This window comes from Flagellimonas meridianipacifica, assembly GCF_003001695.1.
GTDB lineage: Bacteria > Bacteroidota > Bacteroidia > Flavobacteriales > Flavobacteriaceae > Flagellimonas > Flagellimonas meridianipacifica.
Map to the genome: position 1 here is coordinate 568449 of NZ_PVYX01000002.1, position 17331 is coordinate 585779.

At 39.5% G+C, this 17331-nt stretch carries 17 protein-coding genes and 1 other RNA gene; 7 read left to right on the forward strand and 11 right to left on the reverse strand.

Annotated elements, in window-relative coordinates:
* Positions 1-29: 29 nt before the first annotated feature.
* Positions 30-2231 carry a DNA helicase RecQ gene (gene recQ / locus CLV81_RS12495; RefSeq protein ID WP_106145453.1) on the forward strand — a complete coding sequence of 734 codons (2202 nt, stop codon included), beginning with the start codon at positions 30-32 and terminating at the stop codon, positions 2229-2231.
* Here the strand turns inward: recQ and CLV81_RS20920 are convergent.
* The 4 genes from CLV81_RS20920 to CLV81_RS12515 are packed head-to-tail and all read right to left on the reverse strand — an operon-like array spanning position 2228 to position 3592.
* Positions 2228-2629, reverse strand: coding sequence for a DUF2752 domain-containing protein (locus tag CLV81_RS20920; RefSeq protein WP_106145454.1), 402 nt, complete (start codon positions 2627-2629; stop codon positions 2228-2230). The two genes, recQ and CLV81_RS20920, sit on opposite strands and share 4 nt — an antisense overlap.
* On the reverse strand, positions 2616-2900 hold the full coding sequence (locus CLV81_RS12505; protein ID WP_106145455.1) for a CD225/dispanin family protein: 285 nt from the start codon (positions 2898-2900) through the stop codon (positions 2616-2618). Before CLV81_RS12505 ends, CLV81_RS20920 begins: the two co-directional genes overlap by 14 nt.
* A gap of 36 nt (positions 2901-2936) precedes the next feature.
* Complete coding sequence (locus CLV81_RS12510) at positions 2937-3263, reverse strand: CCC motif membrane protein (protein WP_106145456.1); 327 nt, start codon at positions 3261-3263, stop codon at positions 2937-2939.
* An 11-nt stretch (positions 3264-3274) separates the two neighbouring features.
* Positions 3275-3592, reverse strand: a complete 318-nt coding sequence (locus tag CLV81_RS12515; RefSeq protein WP_313790287.1) for a DUF2752 domain-containing protein — start codon at positions 3590-3592, stop codon at positions 3275-3277.
* Between the two features lie 73 nt (positions 3593-3665).
* Here CLV81_RS12515 and CLV81_RS12520 point away from each other — a divergent pair, with 73 nt between their 5' ends.
* Positions 3666-4208: a Smr/MutS family protein gene (locus tag CLV81_RS12520; RefSeq protein WP_106145457.1), complete on the forward strand. Its 543-nt coding sequence runs from the start codon at positions 3666-3668 to the stop codon at positions 4206-4208.
* On the opposite strand, the gene CLV81_RS12525 is transcribed toward CLV81_RS12520, so the two are convergent.
* On the reverse strand, positions 4202-4741 hold the full coding sequence (locus CLV81_RS12525; protein ID WP_106145458.1) for a hypothetical protein: 540 nt from the start codon (positions 4739-4741) through the stop codon (positions 4202-4204). The two genes, CLV81_RS12520 and CLV81_RS12525, sit on opposite strands and share 7 nt — an antisense overlap.
* A 99-nt stretch (positions 4742-4840) precedes the next feature.
* Between CLV81_RS12525 and CLV81_RS12530 the strand changes: the two genes are divergently transcribed.
* Positions 4841-5989 (forward strand): cysteine desulfurase family protein, encoded by a 1149-nt coding sequence (locus CLV81_RS12530; protein ID WP_106145459.1) that lies wholly within the window; start codon positions 4841-4843, stop codon positions 5987-5989.
* Here the strand turns inward: CLV81_RS12530 and CLV81_RS12535 are convergent.
* From CLV81_RS12535 to CLV81_RS12545, 3 genes are read right to left on the reverse strand one after another with little or no spacing between them, the layout of a single operon-like run.
* Positions 5967-6635, reverse strand: coding sequence for a hypothetical protein (locus CLV81_RS12535; protein WP_106147519.1), 669 nt, complete (start codon positions 6633-6635; stop codon positions 5967-5969). The genes CLV81_RS12530 and CLV81_RS12535 overlap by 23 nt on opposite strands.
* A gap of 20 nt (positions 6636-6655) precedes the next feature.
* Positions 6656-9151 carry a TonB-dependent receptor gene (locus tag CLV81_RS12540; protein ID WP_245912007.1) on the reverse strand — a complete coding sequence of 832 codons (2496 nt, stop codon included), beginning with the start codon at positions 9149-9151 and terminating at the stop codon, positions 6656-6658.
* Positions 9126-10817, reverse strand: a complete 1692-nt coding sequence (locus CLV81_RS12545) for a M23 family metallopeptidase (protein ID WP_106147521.1) — start codon at positions 10815-10817, stop codon at positions 9126-9128. Before CLV81_RS12545 ends, CLV81_RS12540 begins: the two co-directional genes overlap by 26 nt.
* Positions 10818-10982: 165 nt before the next feature.
* On the opposite strand from CLV81_RS12545, the gene CLV81_RS12550 reads away from it, so the two are divergent.
* The 4 genes from CLV81_RS12550 (at position 10983) to rny (ending at position 13366) form a co-directional block, all read left to right on the forward strand.
* Positions 10983-11273: a hypothetical protein gene (locus CLV81_RS12550; RefSeq protein WP_106145461.1), complete on the forward strand. Its 291-nt coding sequence runs from the start codon at positions 10983-10985 to the stop codon at positions 11271-11273.
* 11 nt (positions 11274-11284) lie between these two features.
* Positions 11285-11578 (forward strand): cell division protein ZapA, encoded by a 294-nt coding sequence (locus CLV81_RS12555; protein WP_106145462.1) that lies wholly within the window; start codon positions 11285-11287, stop codon positions 11576-11578.
* Positions 11579-11632: 54 nt separating this feature from the next.
* Positions 11633-11742, forward strand: a non-coding RNA gene (gene ssrS / locus CLV81_RS12560) — 6S RNA.
* Between the two features lie 52 nt (positions 11743-11794).
* Positions 11795-13366, forward strand: a complete 1572-nt coding sequence (gene rny / locus CLV81_RS12565) for a ribonuclease Y (RefSeq protein ID WP_106147523.1) — start codon at positions 11795-11797, stop codon at positions 13364-13366.
* 14 nt (positions 13367-13380) lie between these two features.
* Here rny and CLV81_RS12570 read toward each other — a convergent pair whose 3' ends face one another.
* The 3 genes from CLV81_RS12570 to CLV81_RS12580 all read right to left on the reverse strand — a co-directional run bounded on the left by CLV81_RS12570 (position 13381) and on the right by CLV81_RS12580 (position 17322).
* Positions 13381-15441 (reverse strand): DUF349 domain-containing protein, encoded by a 2061-nt coding sequence (locus tag CLV81_RS12570; RefSeq protein ID WP_106145463.1) that lies wholly within the window; start codon positions 15439-15441, stop codon positions 13381-13383.
* A 143-nt stretch (positions 15442-15584) separates the two neighbouring features.
* Positions 15585-16316 carry a shikimate dehydrogenase family protein gene (locus tag CLV81_RS12575; protein WP_245912009.1) on the reverse strand — a complete coding sequence of 244 codons (732 nt, stop codon included), beginning with the start codon at positions 16314-16316 and terminating at the stop codon, positions 15585-15587.
* Complete coding sequence (locus tag CLV81_RS12580) at positions 16288-17322, reverse strand: DUF368 domain-containing protein (protein WP_106145465.1); 1035 nt, start codon at positions 17320-17322, stop codon at positions 16288-16290. The genes CLV81_RS12575 and CLV81_RS12580 overlap by 29 nt, the downstream gene beginning before the upstream one ends.
* Positions 17323-17331 lie beyond the last annotated feature (9 nt).

The following is a 17331-nucleotide window of genomic DNA, read 5'->3' on the forward strand; positions in this document are numbered from 1 at the left end:
GTTGATAGGTTTAAATAGAAATACGGAAAATGAATCTTACAAATTCCGACTTACTTGAGTCCCTCAAAAAATATTTTGGATTTTCGCAGTTCAAGGGGCTTCAAGAAGATGTAATCAAAAATATCGTTCACGACAAGAATACCTTTGTAATCATGCCCACGGGAGGCGGTAAATCCCTTTGCTATCAACTTCCAGCTTTAATGAAGGAAGGTACTGCCATAGTGGTTTCTCCCCTTATCGCCTTGATGAAAAATCAGGTGGATGCCATTCGCGGTGTTTCCGAACAACACGGCATTGCCCATGTATTGAACTCTTCACTTACCAAAACTGAGGTCAAACAAGTCAAGGAGGATATTTGTAATGGGGTAACCAAGCTTTTGTACGTAGCACCAGAATCCTTGACCAAGGAAGAGAATGTTGATTTCCTAAGTTCGGTCTCACTTTCTTTTGTTGCTGTAGATGAGGCGCATTGTATTTCGGAATGGGGCCATGATTTTAGACCTGAGTACCGAAATCTGAAAAGTATTATTGCCAGGCTAGGGGACGACATTCCCATAATTGGACTTACTGCTACGGCAACACCCAAAGTTCAGGAAGATATCATCAAGAATTTGGGGATAACTGATGCCAAGGTTTTTAAGGCATCCTTTAATAGACCAAATCTTTTTTATGAAGTTAGACCAAAGACTCAAAATGTTGATGCCGATATTATCCGTTTTGTAAAGCAGAATCAAGGAAAATCGGGTATTGTTTATTGTTTGAGTAGAAAAAGAGTGGAAGAACTTGCCCAAGTGCTTCAGGTGAATGGCGTGAGCGCTGTGCCATACCATGCGGGATTTGACGCCAAAACGCGTTCTAAATACCAAGATATGTTCCTTATGGAAGAGGTGGATGTCGTGGTGGCCACCATTGCGTTTGGAATGGGAATCGATAAACCGGATGTGCGTTTTGTCATCCATCATGATATTCCAAAAAGTATAGAAAGCTATTATCAGGAAACCGGACGTGCTGGGAGAGATGGCGGAGAAGGACATTGTTTGGCTTTTTACTCGTACAAGGATGTGGAAAAGCTGGAAAAATTTATGTCTGGAAAACCTGTGGCAGAACAGGAAATAGGGAATGCATTGCTACAAGAGATTGTGGCTTATGCGGAAACATCCATGTCTCGAAGAAAATTCATCCTACACTATTTTGGCGAAGAATTTGATGAGGTGAATGGAGAGGGCGCGGATATGGACGACAATACCCGTAATCCCAAGAAAAAGGAAGAAGCCCAGGAAGAAGTTCTTCAGCTACTTACTGTGGTCCAAAAGACCAACGAAAAATTTAAAACCAAAGAAATCGTAAAAATATTGGTGGGTAAGGTCAACGCTATGATTTCCTCCCACAAAACGGATGAAAAAGACTTTTTCGGCATTGGTAAGGCAAAGGATGAAGCGTTTTGGATGGCTCTAACTCGACAAGTATTGGTAGCAGGATTGCTAAAGAAGGAAATTGAGAGATATGGTATTTTGCACTTAACAGAAATGGGCAAAACCTTTTTGGAAAATCCCTCTTCCTTCATGATGACACAAGATCATGTGTATACCGAAGAATCCAACAATGGTATTATAACAGCGGGTAAATCGAGTGGGGGAGCAGCAGATGAAAACTTGTTGAAATTACTTAAGGACCTCAGAAAAAGGGAGGCTAAAAAACTGCAAGTACCTCCTTTTGTGGTTTTTCAGGACCCTTCGTTGGATGATATGGCCTTAAAATATCCTATCAACATGCAGGAACTCCTAAACATACATGGGGTAGGTGAAGGCAAGGCAAAGAAATACGGAAAACCTTTCGTTGAGTTAATTACAAGTTATGTTGAGGAAAATGAGGTTATCCGACCAGATGATTTAGTCGTAAAGAGTACAGGGGCCAATTCAGGACTCAAACTGTACATTATCCAGAATGTAGATCGTAAACTGCCTTTGGATGATATAGCATCAGCCAAGGGACTGGAACTTCCGGCACTTATCAAGGAAATGGAACAAATAGTCTTTAGTGGTACCAAACTGAATATTTCATATTGGATTGATGAGATTTTGGATGAGGACCAACAAGAAGAAATCCACGATTATTTTCTGGAAGCAGATACGGATTCCATTTCTGAAGCGGTCGAGGAATTTGAAGGAGATTATGAGGATGAAGAGCTGCGTCTCTACCGCCTTAAGTTCATAAGTGAGGTGGCGAACTAGGGGGCCAAATACTCAAACGGATAACCCTTGATATTTCTTAGAACCATAAAACCCACAATTACAAAAAGAATGAGTATCGGGGCGTGTCGATAGTCAATAAGACTTTTTGAGAATCCAAGCTTGTTTTTTGCTAAAACATGCTGAAATACCAATAGCAAGAAGGGAAGAAACAAGAAATTGTGGCTGAATACATCCTTTATCCGAAAATGTAAGAGGTCGTGTACCGCTCTTTGCGAACCACAGCCAGAACAGTATATACCCAGATGCTCTTTTACTGGGCATTTTGGAAAAAAGTAGCGGGTTTCGGTCTTTTCTGGATTATGAGAAAAAAAATGGAGTGCTGCGAAAACAAGCAGCACTCCCAATGTCATAAAACCTATTCTTTTAAAAACCTGCATCGGCAGCACTGGCAAAAATGGCAAATCCAAAAAAGATAAAATAGACTATTGTTACAAGTAGACCAACACCTGCTCCAATCATAGCCCACATTTTTGCATTTTTAGAGGCTTTTTCAGCCTCTTCGTATTCGCCCCTCGCATAGGCCTCGTTCACTTTGCTCGCATAAACAATACTGGCTATTCCAGTTGGTAGACAGCAAAAAATAGTACTTAAAATAGCCCATACCAGATAATTATTTGGTTTTGGCGGCAAACCCGAATTGTTTTCCATAAGATGAAATTATTGGTTAAAAGGTGATTTATTAATTTATTGATACTGCTCTAATAGTTCTTGAATTCTTTCTGGATCCTGAAGATTTTCCCAACCAAAAGTAGAAATGGCCCAAATAGTCATTAGCAGGTAAATCACATTTAAAACAATACCAATGATAGCTAAAGTCTTTCCAGTTTTTACATTTTTAACACCATCGTACATTTCAGGATTTTCGGCATATAGTTTTAGGGCCTTGTTGGCCAAAACCAAAGCTATGACACCAAAAATAAGTCCAAGTACCCCATAGCAACAGCATGTGACAATGGATATGATACCGAAGACTAATATTAATGTTGAGTTTGGCAGTTTTTGTTGTTCCATTTGTATTGGTTTTAGTTGTAAAGATTATACATTTTTATTAAGTAGCTTACGATGATGGTCCCTGCCGTAAGAGTCGCAAAGAACCATTTTAAAAATACAGAGTGCTTGAACTTTATAAATAAAGTAGAGCCCAAAAAGAGAATTAGAAAAATTATTGGATATATCGCTGGATACATTTTAAAAGCAGCCAAAAATTCGCCTTGTAATAATAAGTCTAACGAACGTTGTAAACCACATCCCGGGCATTCCACACCAAACAGCTTTTTGTTCAGGCATGGCATCATGTACCTTTCGTTATGAATTAACAATGTGGTTATTATTGGTTTCATCACATGAACTTAGGCATCGAAAATTACCATTATTTTTACACTTTCTATTGTTTTTTTTTAACAAACTGTTGTGATGTCGGATTTTGTAGTGGGTGACAAAGTGGAAGTGCTGGATGATTCTCTCCAGGGAGTTGTTGAAGCCGTGCAAGGTGATTTAATCAAAGTGCAGCTTGAAGATGGGTTTTCTATGGATTTCCATGCCTCAGAGCTGGTCAAAACAGGACAAACATTTGCTGTGTCCAATTATGAAGTGGCAAAGGTTAAGAAAGAGAAAGAAATCCCCAAGAAAAGGAAATTGGCAACAGTAAAGCCCAAAGAAAGGAATATGCCAAAAATGGAGGTGGACCTTCATATCAACCATTTAGTGAAATCCACATGGGGTATGTCCAATTTTGATATTTTGAATGTACAAATCGATACAGCAAAACGTCAATTGGACTTTGCGATAAAAAACCGAATCCAAAAGGTTGTATTCATTCATGGGGTAGGTGAGGGAGTTTTGAAAGAAGAACTGCATTACCTCTTCAATAAGTACGAAAACCTAAAATTTTATGATGCCGAATATCAAAAATATGGTTTAGGGGCTACTGAGGTCTACATTTATCAGAATTACTGATTGGTTGCAGCTGTTTCGGCAGGTATTGCTGTGGTCACCTCACCAAATTCATCAACTGCCAGGTTGGTTATTCTTTCCCCGGCTTCGTTCACAAAAGAAATACCACTTAAGCTTAGCGTATGTACGAAACTTGTGCTATCCGTATTTGCGGTAGTCTGAATTATGACCATGCCATCTTGTGCTTCTACTTCTTGCACTACCACAGGAGTAGCTGGAGGAATGGCATCGCAAAAATAACTGGACGTAATACCATCGGAAAAAATACGATAAGTGAGGGAGGATTGGCTTGGAATTGAACTTTCTGTAGTAATCGTCTCTCCAACTACACCATTGTCCAAAACTCCGGTTTGTAACTCTAGAATGAGGGCCTCACTATCGTTGATTTTAAACAAAAGTGTAGTTGAGGTGGTTACCGGATTGTCGCAAGATTGGACGGAAACACTATTGAAATCGATGGTTTCAATTTGCAAGTCACCGTCACTACAGGCAATTAAACATCCGAAGCATACCAAGGAGAGCACTATTTTTTTCATGGGCCAAATTTAATTGAATACATATCAAACCAAGGAATTCTTTAAAAGAAATTAACGCAATTGACCTATTTTTGAAAAATCAAATTTGATAGCTAGTCGATGCAAAAAGTATACTTGGACAATGCCGCCACTACCCAAATTAGGGAAGAGGTAATACAGCGTATGCATGAGGCTTTGGGGGCTCATTACGGAAATCCTTCTTCAACCCATAGTTTTGGTAGAACTGCAAAAACGGAAGTGGAGCAGGCTCGGAAAACCATTGCAAAAATGATGAATGCACACCCTTCGGAGATTATTTTTACTTCAGGAGGAACAGAAGCGGACAATATGATTTTGAGGTGCGCGGTACGAGATTTGGGTGTAAAGACCATTATAACGACCAAAATTGAGCATCATGCAGTATTGCATACCGCAGAAGAATTGGAAAAAGAGTATGGAATCCAGCTACAATTTGTGGAATTGGATATGGAAGGCAATCCCGAAATGGGTCATTTAGAAGCTTTATTGAAACAAGATGATTCCAAAAAGTTGGTCAGTCTCATGCACGTCAACAATGAAATTGGAAATATTATTGACATAGAGCATATTGGAAGACTTTGCTCTGAAAATGGAGCTTTGTTCCATTCAGATACGGTTCAATCTGTGGGGCATTATCCATGGGATGTTACTAAGACTCCAATAGACTTTTTTACCGCTGCGGCACATAAGTTTCATGGACCAAAAGGTATTGGCTTTGCATTCATTCGTAAAAATTCTGGATTGAAACCTTTAATTTTTGGAGGATCCCAAGAACGGGGTTATAGAGCAGGTACAGAACCTTTTCATAACATAGTTGGTTTAGAGGAAGCCTTTGTAAAAGCTTACGAGAACTTGGAAGAAGAAAGTAAGGTGGTCAAGGAATTGAAGGCTTATTTTGTGGAAAAGATAAAGCTTGAGCTACCTGAAGTGGAATTCAATGGCCTTTCTGATGACCTAGAAAGAAGTACATACACTTTGGCTAATGTGAGATTACCATTTGACAAACAGAAAGCATTAATGCTCCTATTCCATTTGGATATGAAGGGAATAGCTTGTTCCAAGGGAAGTGCGTGCCAGTCCGGAAGTAATATGGGGTCTCATGTGCTTCGGGAGATTTTGACGGCCGAAGAATTGGAGAAACCCTCCATTCGTTTCTCGTTTTCTAAATACAACACCAAGGAAGAGTTGGATTATACCATTGGTGTACTCAAGGAGTTTGCTGCTGGTTAGCCTTCTTTTTTCGCTTTTTTTCTTTGTCGTAGGGAAACTTTCTGGAGGCCAACTTCATCATTTTATCAATTAATTCAATGGTATTTTTACCAGTTTTTTTGGTTATGGCTTTTTCATACTTCCAAAGCAACTTACCGGTTTCGCCATCGCTAACTTTTACCCCTATTCGGCCATAGTCCGCATTACCGCTGAAATAATCCAAAAAACTAAAATCAGTTGGAACACCTTTGGAGAGCAATATGTTTAGATTTAAGTTTCCGCTTATTATCCCATCCACTTTCAAGATTTCACAGAGCTGTTTTGTGGTGTAGATGTCCAAATTGCCATAATCTATACCATTTTGATTCAGCACGGCATTCGTGTCTTTAATATTTTGAAAATCTACATTGAATTTTTTTCTTTTCTTTCTTTGTGAGAAATAGGTTTCCAAAGCATTTTGTACGGCATACCCCTCTTTTTCTGCGAGTTTCTTAAGTTCCATAGGTGGAATTTCCTGTTCCAAATCCAAGTTGGCTATAAAAGGCACAATAGCCAAAACTTCATGATTCTCCGTTAGTTCGTCAAATCTTCGATTTTCATAGATATTCTTTTGTGCAGAAACTTGAACTACACTCATTAGCACAAACAAGAAAAAAATACGCTTCATCATCAGCTTAAAGGTCTGCATTACAACCTAAGGGCAAACTTAAGGTTAAAAACTCTACTAGTGAGAAAATTGGGCACGGCAAATTGTTGTTGTGTATCAATATCCCGAACAAAGGTATTTGTAATGGAATTTTGATTATTGAACATGTTGAAAATTTCAAAACCTGCACTCAACTCTTTGATTTTATGTAACCAATGTCCTTTGGGGTGGCTGGTTTTTCCGTCTGCAAAAATATATGAAATTCCTAGATCTGCCCTCCTGTAATCTCTTAATCTATTCTGAAAATCATAGGGGTCTGCATTGCTGGGTGAACCTCCTGGAACACCTGTTTGGTAAACCAGGTTCAGATACATTCTCAAACTTGGTATGTTGGGCACATAGTCTTGGAAGAGTACAGCAAGTTTAAATCGTTGGTCCGTGGGTCGAGAAATGTAACCACGACCATCAATGTTTTCTTCAGTTCTCAAAAAACCCAGGCTTACCCAAGATTCTGTTCCGGGAACAAAAGCACCATTTAAACGGAAGTCAAAACCAGCGGCATAAGCTACAGCATTATTTTGTGCCGCATAGCGGATGCGAACATCTTCAATGGTAAAGGGATTCACATCACGCAAATCCTTGTAATAGGCTTCACCCATAAGAGTGAACGGTCTGTCCCAGAGATTAAAACTGTATTCGCTTCCTAATACATAGTGGATTGATTTTTGGGCACGAACCTCTGGGTTGATGTTTCCGGTAAGGTCACGCAGCTCTCTATACAAAGGAGGTTGTTGATAGCTGCCAATGGCCAATCGAAACAGAATATCACTTTTCCAATCTGGTTTTATCGCAAATTGGGCCCTTGGACTAAACAGGGTTTGTGCATTCCGTTCAAAACCATCCCCGCTCAAGATCCAATGTTGAAGTCTAAACCCAATATTGAAGTAAACATCATGATTTCTCCATAAGGTTTGTTTGCTATACTGAAGAAAACCCGCTAGGCGGTTGGTTTTGGTAAAGTTAGTAGCACGTACACTTTCAAAAGGCTCAATGTCCCCTTCAAAAGGTTCTTCAGGTTGGTTGTTTATAAATTCCGGATTGGGGGGTCTTATAAAAAAACCAGCAGAATCCAGAAATTCTGCTTCTCTTAGCTGGTCCCTAAAATCTTCATGTGTGAATCGAGCACCCCATTCCAAAGCATTTCCATTTTTTTGATATCGCCCTTGATGGTTTAGATTGAATATCAAGGCGTCCAAATGGTTCCTTGCTCTGGACTGTTGAGACCCCACCCCTCTAGAAGTAGTAACTTCCCCTAAGGAGGGATTTGCCAAATTGGTATCTATATCACCTAATTCATATGACGCTATAATATCGGAAAATTCTTCTTCCTGGGTATGGTAGATTGAAGCCGCAACATCCATTTTTGTGTTCTTATTGACAAAAAAATCTGCTTTAATCGCACCTAAGGCATTTTCGTAGCGATTGTTTTCTTGGCCTTCATAAAAAATAATCAGTGCCCTGGGTTCATTGATCGTGCCAAAATTGGTTTGCCTGTTGAGGGGTTCATTTTCATAGTTGTTGATAGCATAGGAACCCAAAAAGCTAAAATGGAATTTTTTGGAAAAGCGGTAGGTCATAAAATTTTGCAAATCCAGAAAAGAGGGATTGAAATTGGTATTGGTCTGCTGACTGTTCACAAAAAGGCTGTTGTCTCTATACCTAACCCCGGTCAAAGTGGTCCATTTTTTATCTTTTGAAATGGTTTCCAAAGTAGAGCTTGCTCCTAAGAGACTTCCTTGAACACGAAGGCCAAAATCAGCAGGTTCTTTATATGAAATATCAAGAACTGATGACATTTTATCACCATATTTAGCTTGAAATCCTCCCGAGGAAAAGGAAACATCGGTTACCATGTCACTATTTACAAAGCTTAAACCTTCCTGTTGTGCGGACCTGACCAGAAAGGGGCGATACACCTGGATACCATTAACATACACCAAGTTTTCATCAAAATTACCACCTCGTACATTATACTGTGTGCTTAGTTCATTGTTGAAAGAAACACCCGGAAGCAGTTTCAGAATATTTTCAACCCCAGTATTTGCTCCAGGAATGTTCCGCACTATTTCAGGTGCAATTGTAGTTATTCCATCCACTCTTTTGTCCCCCGAAGGAGAAACCGAAACACCTGCTATTTGAATAGCATCCGTTTTCATAACTGGATTAAACTCAAATGTTTCGTTGGTGGTAAGAACCAAATCTTCCAAAACCACTTCTTTGTGCCCAATATGGGTAAAACTTACGGTGGTTTTTACTTCGGCGGTTATTCGAAGCAGATAATATCCACTTTCATCTGTACTCGTTCCTTCATTATTGGAGGCTATGTTCACTCCGGAAAGGGGAATCTGATTTTCATCCAGTACAATACCGGTAATGATGGCATCTTGAGCTTTGCAAATGAAAGAGGCAAAAAAAAGCCACCCTAATAAAAAAGACCTAAAAAGCGAAGCATTATTTACGGAAGAAGGTTTGTTCAAAGGTAGTTGTATTGCCCACATTATCAGTAACGATAACTTTAAGATCACATTGCGTCTTATCCAAAATGTTATCGTCAAAATTATAGGTTATGGTCTTCTTTTTGGGTTCGTATTCCATTAAAATCCATTTACCGTTTAAAGTGGCCCTGTAACTATAAATTCCACTGAGGTCATCACTTATCTCCAAACTAAGATAGCTGTAATTGCTTAACCACTGTTTTTCCTTAAAATTTCTGGGTTTAATGGTTGGTGCCACGGTATCTTTGGCCAAGGTGTACCTCCCAAAGGACCGGGTTCTGGTAGTAAAGGCATTGTCCCTTTTGTATGTTCTATGGTATCTGGGGTTGTCCTTAAGGTCTAAACGGGCAATGAACATTTGCTTTCTTTCTGAAGCATTGTAAGGAGAGGCGTCAAAACTAATCGTGAAATTTCGATGTGCGGCCACCGAATTGTCATGGATGGTGATTGTATCCTTTCCTTTTTTCAAATTGATGTAAAAGTCTTCATAGAAGGTGTTGGACGGAAAATAGACTTTGGCGGCACCCAAATCATAATTGTTGGGTTTGCTGGCAATGACAAAATTCTCGGTTTTATCATCATTTCTAGGGATTTTAATCTCCTCTCTTTTTCCTTCAACGGGGATAACAAGTTTTATTTCATTGTCTTCATAATCGGAAATAAGCAATTCAACAGTGTAGCTCAAACCTTCTTGAATGGTTATTTTCCCATCATTGTGCATAGTATTGTAGATGGAAAGTCGGTTTGAAGGTTCCTTGAAGGCTTTTTGAACGCGTTGTTTATATTTTCCGAAATGTTCGTAGTCAATCAACGTGTTTATATAGCGAGTCTCTGCAAAAGAAAAAGTTTCAAAGTCATATTCCGAAAAGATTTTGCCATTGACCCTTTGTTTCACGGAGTAAACCCCGTTTTTGTTTGCCGCTAAATCTTGGCGGTCAAAGCTATTAAAACCAAAACCTATGGTTCCTATGGCGTTCACTTTGTCTGCCAAAAAACTACCATCAGCTTGTTTACTGTAATTCAATTGAACCTTTTTGGCACTTTGATTGACAACAGCATCATCGGAAAGAGGGTAACCAAAGAGGCTGATTAGCGTTGGGTTGGTGGCATCCCTGACTTCATATCCGTAAAGAAGTGGGTTTGTTGGTTTTTCGGTGACGCTGTTTCGTATTTCGAAATGTAGGTGGGGACCGGCAGAGCTTCCAGAATTTCCTGAATAGGCAATAACGTTGCCTTTTTCCACTTTAAGTTCACCGTAATCCGGAAACAGTTCAATTTCATAGGACTGTTTTTTGTATTGGGCCTTTTTGATGTACTCCTCTATTCCCGGACCAAATTTCTGGAGATGCGCATATACCGAAGTATGTCCAGAAGGATGAGCGACATACAGTGCCTTGCCATATCCCCAATGAGAGATTTTGATGCGGGTCACTGTTCCATCAGCAATGGCATAAATGGGCAATCCTTCCCTTCTTTGGGTTTTAATGTCTATTCCCGCATGAAAGTGATTGGAACGCAGTTCGCCAAAAGTTCCAGCCAAAACAAGGGGGATGTCCATCGGGGATTGGAAAATATCTTTGGGGTATTTTTCCTGTCCCATTGCAATTTTGGAAAGCAGAACACAAATCCCCAAAACATAAATACGCATGTTGTATGGTATAAGTTCAATACGAATGTAACCAATGTTTTTATGTGTAAAAAGTGATTTGGAAAGCTTTGGCCATATTACTTGGTGAAAAGAAGAATATCCTCCAAAAAATTGCGAGGTAAGCCTAGGATGGTTAAATTTGTATGTTACACATTCTGTTTGCATATGAGCGAACTTGTTGAGATTGTTGACTCACTGGAGAATAAGGTAAGCAAGCTGCTCCATCGATTGGAACTGCTGCAACAGACCAACTCCAAACTAAAAAATGAGCTTGAAATGGCTCATAAAGAGAAGACGAAAGAACAGCAAATTGCCTCTGAATGGGAAGAAAAATATAATTCCCTAAAAATGGCAAACAGTATGTTGGGTAGTAATACAAATAAAACAGAAGCTAAGCTCAAGATAAATACATTGATTCGCGAACTTGACGTTTGCATAGCAAGGCTTGCAGATTAGTGGTTTACAATATGGAGGAAAAGCTAAAAATAAAGCTTTCCATTGCTGATAGGGTTTATCCTTTGACAATAGATCCCAAACAAGAGGAGGGATTACGTAAGGCGGCCAAGAATATTGAAAGTCTGGCCAAGAAGTTTGAGCAGAACTATGCGGTAAGGGATAAACAAGATGTTTTGGCCATGTGTGCCCTGCAATTTGCGTCCAAAATAGAGCAAAGCGGAATAGACCGTTCTGAAAGTAGCAAAGCAGCCTTTGAGCGATTAAAGGCACTTGACGATTTGGTACATTCAAAACTGGGCGAATAAGTTCTTTTAAATAAAATAATGTTACTGCCCACATTGGTAATTATTTTTTGACAAACTCAACACTATTATATTTGAAAAGGGTGAGTTTAGGTTGTGAAAGCGGGCCCTACTCGTATAGGGATTTTTGAGCAACTTGTTAGCCCTAAACCTGTAATTAGGAGTTTGTACAAAACTTCGGCCAATGTGGGCTTTTTTTATAACCAAACACAAATAGAAATGGATAACACGACACTCATCATTGTGGCTGGAGTGGTTGGATTGCTAATTGGTTTTTTAGTGGCTAAGATGATGGAGAAGGGGAAAGCGACAAAAACCATGTCCAACGCAAAAAAGGAGGCAGCAGACATTGTAAGAGAGGCAAAGAAGGAAGGTGAGAGCATTAAGAAAGACAAAATATTCCAGGCCAAGGAAAAGTTTTTGGAATTGAAGGCCGAACATGAAAAAGTAATCATAAACAAGGATAAGAAGATTGCAGAGGCTGAGAAGCGAACAAGGGACAAAGAATCCCAGGTCAGCAACGAATTGGCCAAGAATAAAAAGCTTAATGAACAGCTCAACGTTCAAATCAAGGATGTAAACCATAAAAGTGAGGTTCTTGAAAAAAAACAGACAGAAGTAGAAAAGCTTCATAAAAGTCAAGTGCAGCAGTTAGAGGTCATTTCCGGACTTTCTGCTGACGAGGCCAAAAGCCAATTGTTGGAATCTTTGAAAGAAACAGCAAAGACAGATGCCATGGCCTATCTACAAAACACCTTGGAGGAAACCAAGTTGACCGCCCAACAAGAAGCCCGAAAAATTATCATTAACACCATTCAGCGAATTGGCACTGAAGAAGCCATTGAAAATTGTGTTTCTGTATTCAATTTGGAATCTGATGATGTTAAAGGTCGGATCATTGGTCGTGAAGGTAGAAATATTCGGGCACTCGAATCTGCAACGGGAGTTGAAATCATTGTAGATGACACACCTGAGGCAATTATTCTTTCCTGTTTTGATTCTGTACGTAGGGAAGTAGCTCGATTATCGTTGCATAGATTGGTAACAGATGGTCGTATTCACCCAGCTAGAATAGAAGAAATTGTTAAAAAGACCGAGAAACAAATCAACGAGGAGATTGCCGAGATTGGTAAACGAACGGTCATTGATCTAGGAATTCATGGACTTCACCCGGAGTTGATAAAGGCGGTTGGTCGAATGAAGTATCGTTCTTCCTATGGTCAAAACTTATTGCAACATTCCAGAGAAGTGGCAAAACTTTGTGGGATTATGGCGGCAGAGTTAGGCCTAAATCCGAAGTTGGCCAAGAGAGCAGGGCTTTTGCATGATATTGGAAAAGTGCCCAACTCCGAAACAGAAGTTGAGACTCCCCATGCTATTTTAGGGATGCAATGGGCCCAGAAATATGGAGAGAAAAAAGAGGTGTGCAATGCCATAGGAGCACACCATGATGAAGTTGAAATGACAACTTTGATATCGCCCATAGTTCAAGTTTGTGATGCGATTAGTGGAGCCCGTCCCGGGGCAAGACGTCAAGTTTTGGACTCGTATATTCAGCGATTGAAGGATTTGGAAGATATTGCATTTGGCTTCAACGGCGTACAGAAGGCATATGCCATACAGGCTGGTAGAGAATTGCGTGTGATTGTGGAAAGTGAAAAAGTAAGCGATGATAAAGCTGCTGAGCTTTCATTCGAAATCTCACAAAAAATTCAAACCGATATGACCTATCCTGGTCAGGTTAAGGTAACCGTAATTAGAGAAACACGTTCGGTGAATGTGGCAAAATAATAAAAAAGAACCCCTTATTCTTCCTCAGAATTAGGGGTTTCTTCTTCTACAACACCTTTACTTCTATTGTTTTCTAGAATATTGAGCTTTTTTAATTTGGCCTTCCAGGTTTCAAGCGCCTTCTTGTGTTGGTCAATGTTTTTCACAACATCCATTACCAGTGGGTTGTTTTCCGAAGCGCTGGAAAAGAATTGAAGATTGTTCTCCAATTGCCGAATCTCTGCATTGCTTTCCGATATTTTTCTTCGGATAAAGGTCCGTTCGTTCTGAATGGCACGATTATCATCAGTGGAAGCCAATTGCTTCATTTTATCGCCATATTTTATAAGCTCAGACTCTTGGCGACCAACACCAATTTTCTTAAATAGGGCATCAATGATTTTATTGAACTTACTGTTTAAGTGCTTTTTGTTGAAAGGTACACGGCCATAGCTTTTCCATTCGGCAATGAATTGTTTTATATCCGCGAGGTCTTTTTCTTTATCACCACTAAGCTGGAACGCACGTAGTCGGTCCATGCACTCGTTCTTTTTTTCGAGGTTTTTGTACTCCTCTTGATGGGTTTTGTTCTTTCCAGCGTGCAAGCGGTCAAAATAATGATTGCAAGCATCCTTAAATTCATTCCAGATTTTGTCCGAGTATTTTCTAGGAACGTGGCCAATCTTTTTCCATTCACTCTGAATGCGCTTCATTTCAGGAGTGGCCATATCCCAATCTTCGCTATCCTTTAATGATATAGCCAAGTCTAAGAGGGCTTTCTTGCGCTCTAGATTTAGGTGTTGTTCCTTTTTTTGGTTTTTGTAAAAAGCATTTTTTCCTCGATTGAATTTCCGCACGGCTTCCTTGAACGAACTCCATGTTTGCTCATTCACCTTTTGTGGAACTTTGCCTGCCTTGAAGAAATCTTCCCGCAATGATTCAATTTCTCGGATTTGCTGTTGCAGTGCTTTATGGTTATTGGAGATATTATCGGCAATACCAATAATTGAAGCTATGATTTCTTCCTTTTTCTCCAGGTTTTTTTCGTATACTATTTCCTGCTCCTTAAAATGCTCCTGTCTCCTTTCGTGCAGTGCTTTTGTAGCATTACTAAAACGTTCCCAAACTTCTTCGCGTTGCTCTTTGGCAACAGGTCCGATATCTTCTTTCCAGATTTTGTGAAGGGTCTGCAATTCCCTGAACGCTTTTCCTAAATCAGTCTCATTTGCGAGGGCTTCGGCTTTTTCCACCAGTTTAAGCTTCTCCTCCAGATTATGCTTGAAATCAAGATCTCTGAGTTCTCGGTTTAGGTGAAGGAAATCATAAAAGATTTCCATATGATGGTGGTAGGTCCGCCATACATCATTGTAATTATTACGCGGTATTGGCCCGGCGTTGCGCCATCTTTCCTGAAGGTCTTTGAAGTTTCTGTACGTGTTATTGATATCTTCTTCCACGTTCATCAGACCCTTAAGTTCTTCTATGATTTCAAGGCGTTTTTCTAGATTAACCTTAAGGTTTTGTTCAAGTTGCTTATAGTAGTGGTCTCTTTTTTCACGGTATTCGCCAATTACCTCATTGAATTGCCTTTTAGTTACCGAATTGTATCGGAAGTCTATCTCATTGCCTCCGTTGGCCACAAATTCTTCTTTTTTGTGGTCTAAAAACTCCTGGAATTTTTGGTCGAACTCATATTTGATGCCACTTACATGTTTGCTTATGGCCTGTACTTTCTCGTTTTTAACCAAACGTTGCAGTTCGCCCACCAAGTTTTCAATGGACATGGCGTGGTAGTCCAGAAAGGGGATGTGATGTCTTTTTTCATTATCGGTATCCTCTGCATCCTCGGCGTTGGATTCCTCTATTTCTTCAATTACTTTTTCAGTTTCCTCTTTCGCAACCTCTTTTGGGGTGTTTTTTTCTTCCTCTGGAGCGGTATCGCCCAAGGAGGATTCTGGTTCAGTCTCGGGCGTAGCTGTCTTCTCGGATAATCCTGGTTCAGAAATGGGGCTTTCTTCCAATGATGTCTTTATGTTATCCGAAGTTTGCTCAGCACCAGCTTCAGTTTCCTGAAGTTTTCGTTCATTTTCCTGCATTAGTAGTCTTTTTCCTTTGGATTGATGAAATTATAGCCAAGTTAACAACTAAATTAGCTAATCGCAAAAGTATCCATACTTCTTTTGTTTAACTATGACATTGTACAGTTTGAAGCTTATTCTGTACCATTTGAAGCCCAGAATTAGGAATTCCATATTTCCCAAGCCCTATCTGCCTGTAATTCAAGCATTTTCAGTCCATTACAAATAGAAGCATCTTTTTCTTGTCCAAGTTTTAAGAAAGTGGTCTTTGATGGATTATACACAAGATCGAACAAAAAGTGCCTATTGGTTAGGTATTCGTAAGGTATATCTGGCTTTTTGTCTATATCTGGAAAAGTACCCAAAGGGGTGCAGTTAATGATTACCGTAAATTCATTTAATACACTATCATCCAATTGATTATAAGTGAGCGTATCTTTTTGTTTATTTCTAGAAACATACTGGGTTTCCAAACCCAAATTGTTCAAAACGAAACGGATGGCTTTTGAAGCTCCTCCAGTACCAAGAATAAGCGCTTTTTTGTGATATGCTTTAAGAAAAGGTTCCAAAGATTTTTGGAACCCGTAGGCATCTGTATTGAAGCCTTTGAGTCCATTTTCAGTGAACTTTATGGTATTCACTGCACCAATCTGTTTTGCATCCGAATCAATTTCCGAAAGATATGAAAGAATGGATTCCTTGTAAGGAATGGTTACGTTAAGTCCTTTTAAATTGGATTCTTGCAATACACTTGGAAATTCTTCAATGGTTTTGATGTCAAAATTCTCATAGCTGTGATCGTGCAGCCCCAGCAATTTGAATTTTTCGGTAAAATATCCTTTTGAGAAAGAATACGAAATGTTTTTACCTAGCAGTCCGTACCTGTTTTTCATCTTTGTTTTTTCCATACCAGTCCAATACCAACAACACCAAAATTCCCAAAACTATAAAAACAATGGCCCACCACGTTTCCATACTTTGCATATCAGGAAGAAATCGTTCATAGTTGGCAATTACTTCGTTACCGTTGCTATCTCTGAGTAAATTACCAGCTTCGTCCTTTTTATACAAGGTTTTTTTCCATGGCCATAATACCCCAAGAGAACCTGTAATGAAACCTATAATCACTGCATTGGAAATCTCTTTAAAATGCTTCAGCAAATAGCTGAGCAAATGTGAAAAGGTGACAAGCCCAGCTGCAGAACCCAAGGTGAAGACCGTTAGTATTTTAAGGGTTTCCATGCGTTCTGTGTTCTTTGTAAAGCTAAAGTCTCCAGATAGAATCTCTGCCAAGGTGTCGTAAAGGGCGTTGACGGAATCTACCAAAAGAAGCACATAGTTGCCCAGAAGTATCAGGATAAATGAACCCGAAAGTCCGGGTAAGGTCATTCCAGACACACTTATGATTCCACAGAAAAAAATAAAAAAAAGATTATTGTTTTGGGTCGCGGGACTCAGAAAGCTTATGGAGATACCCACCGCCAAACCAATTATTCCTGCTATAACGGTCTTTTTGTTCCAATGGTCAAAATCTTTGGAAATGTAGTATATGGAACCTAATATCATTCCAAAAAAAGTGGCCCACACAAAAAGTTCCTTGGTTTCCAAAAAATAGTCCAAAACACGGGAAATGCTAAAATAGCTTATGAGCATACCCAATATCAGTAATGAAAGAAACTTGGCATTGGTATATTGAAAAAAGCTTCGGAATCTACCATTAAAGAGTAATTTAGCTGCTTTTGAATTGATTTTTTGCAATGAGTAAATAAATTCCTCGTAAAAACCGCCCACAAATGCTACGATTCCACCAGATACCCCAGGAACTTTATTGGCAGCACCCATGCAAAGGCCTTTTATGACCAAAAAGAAGTTGTCCAAAAGTGACCGGCTTTGATGCATGCAGTAGTA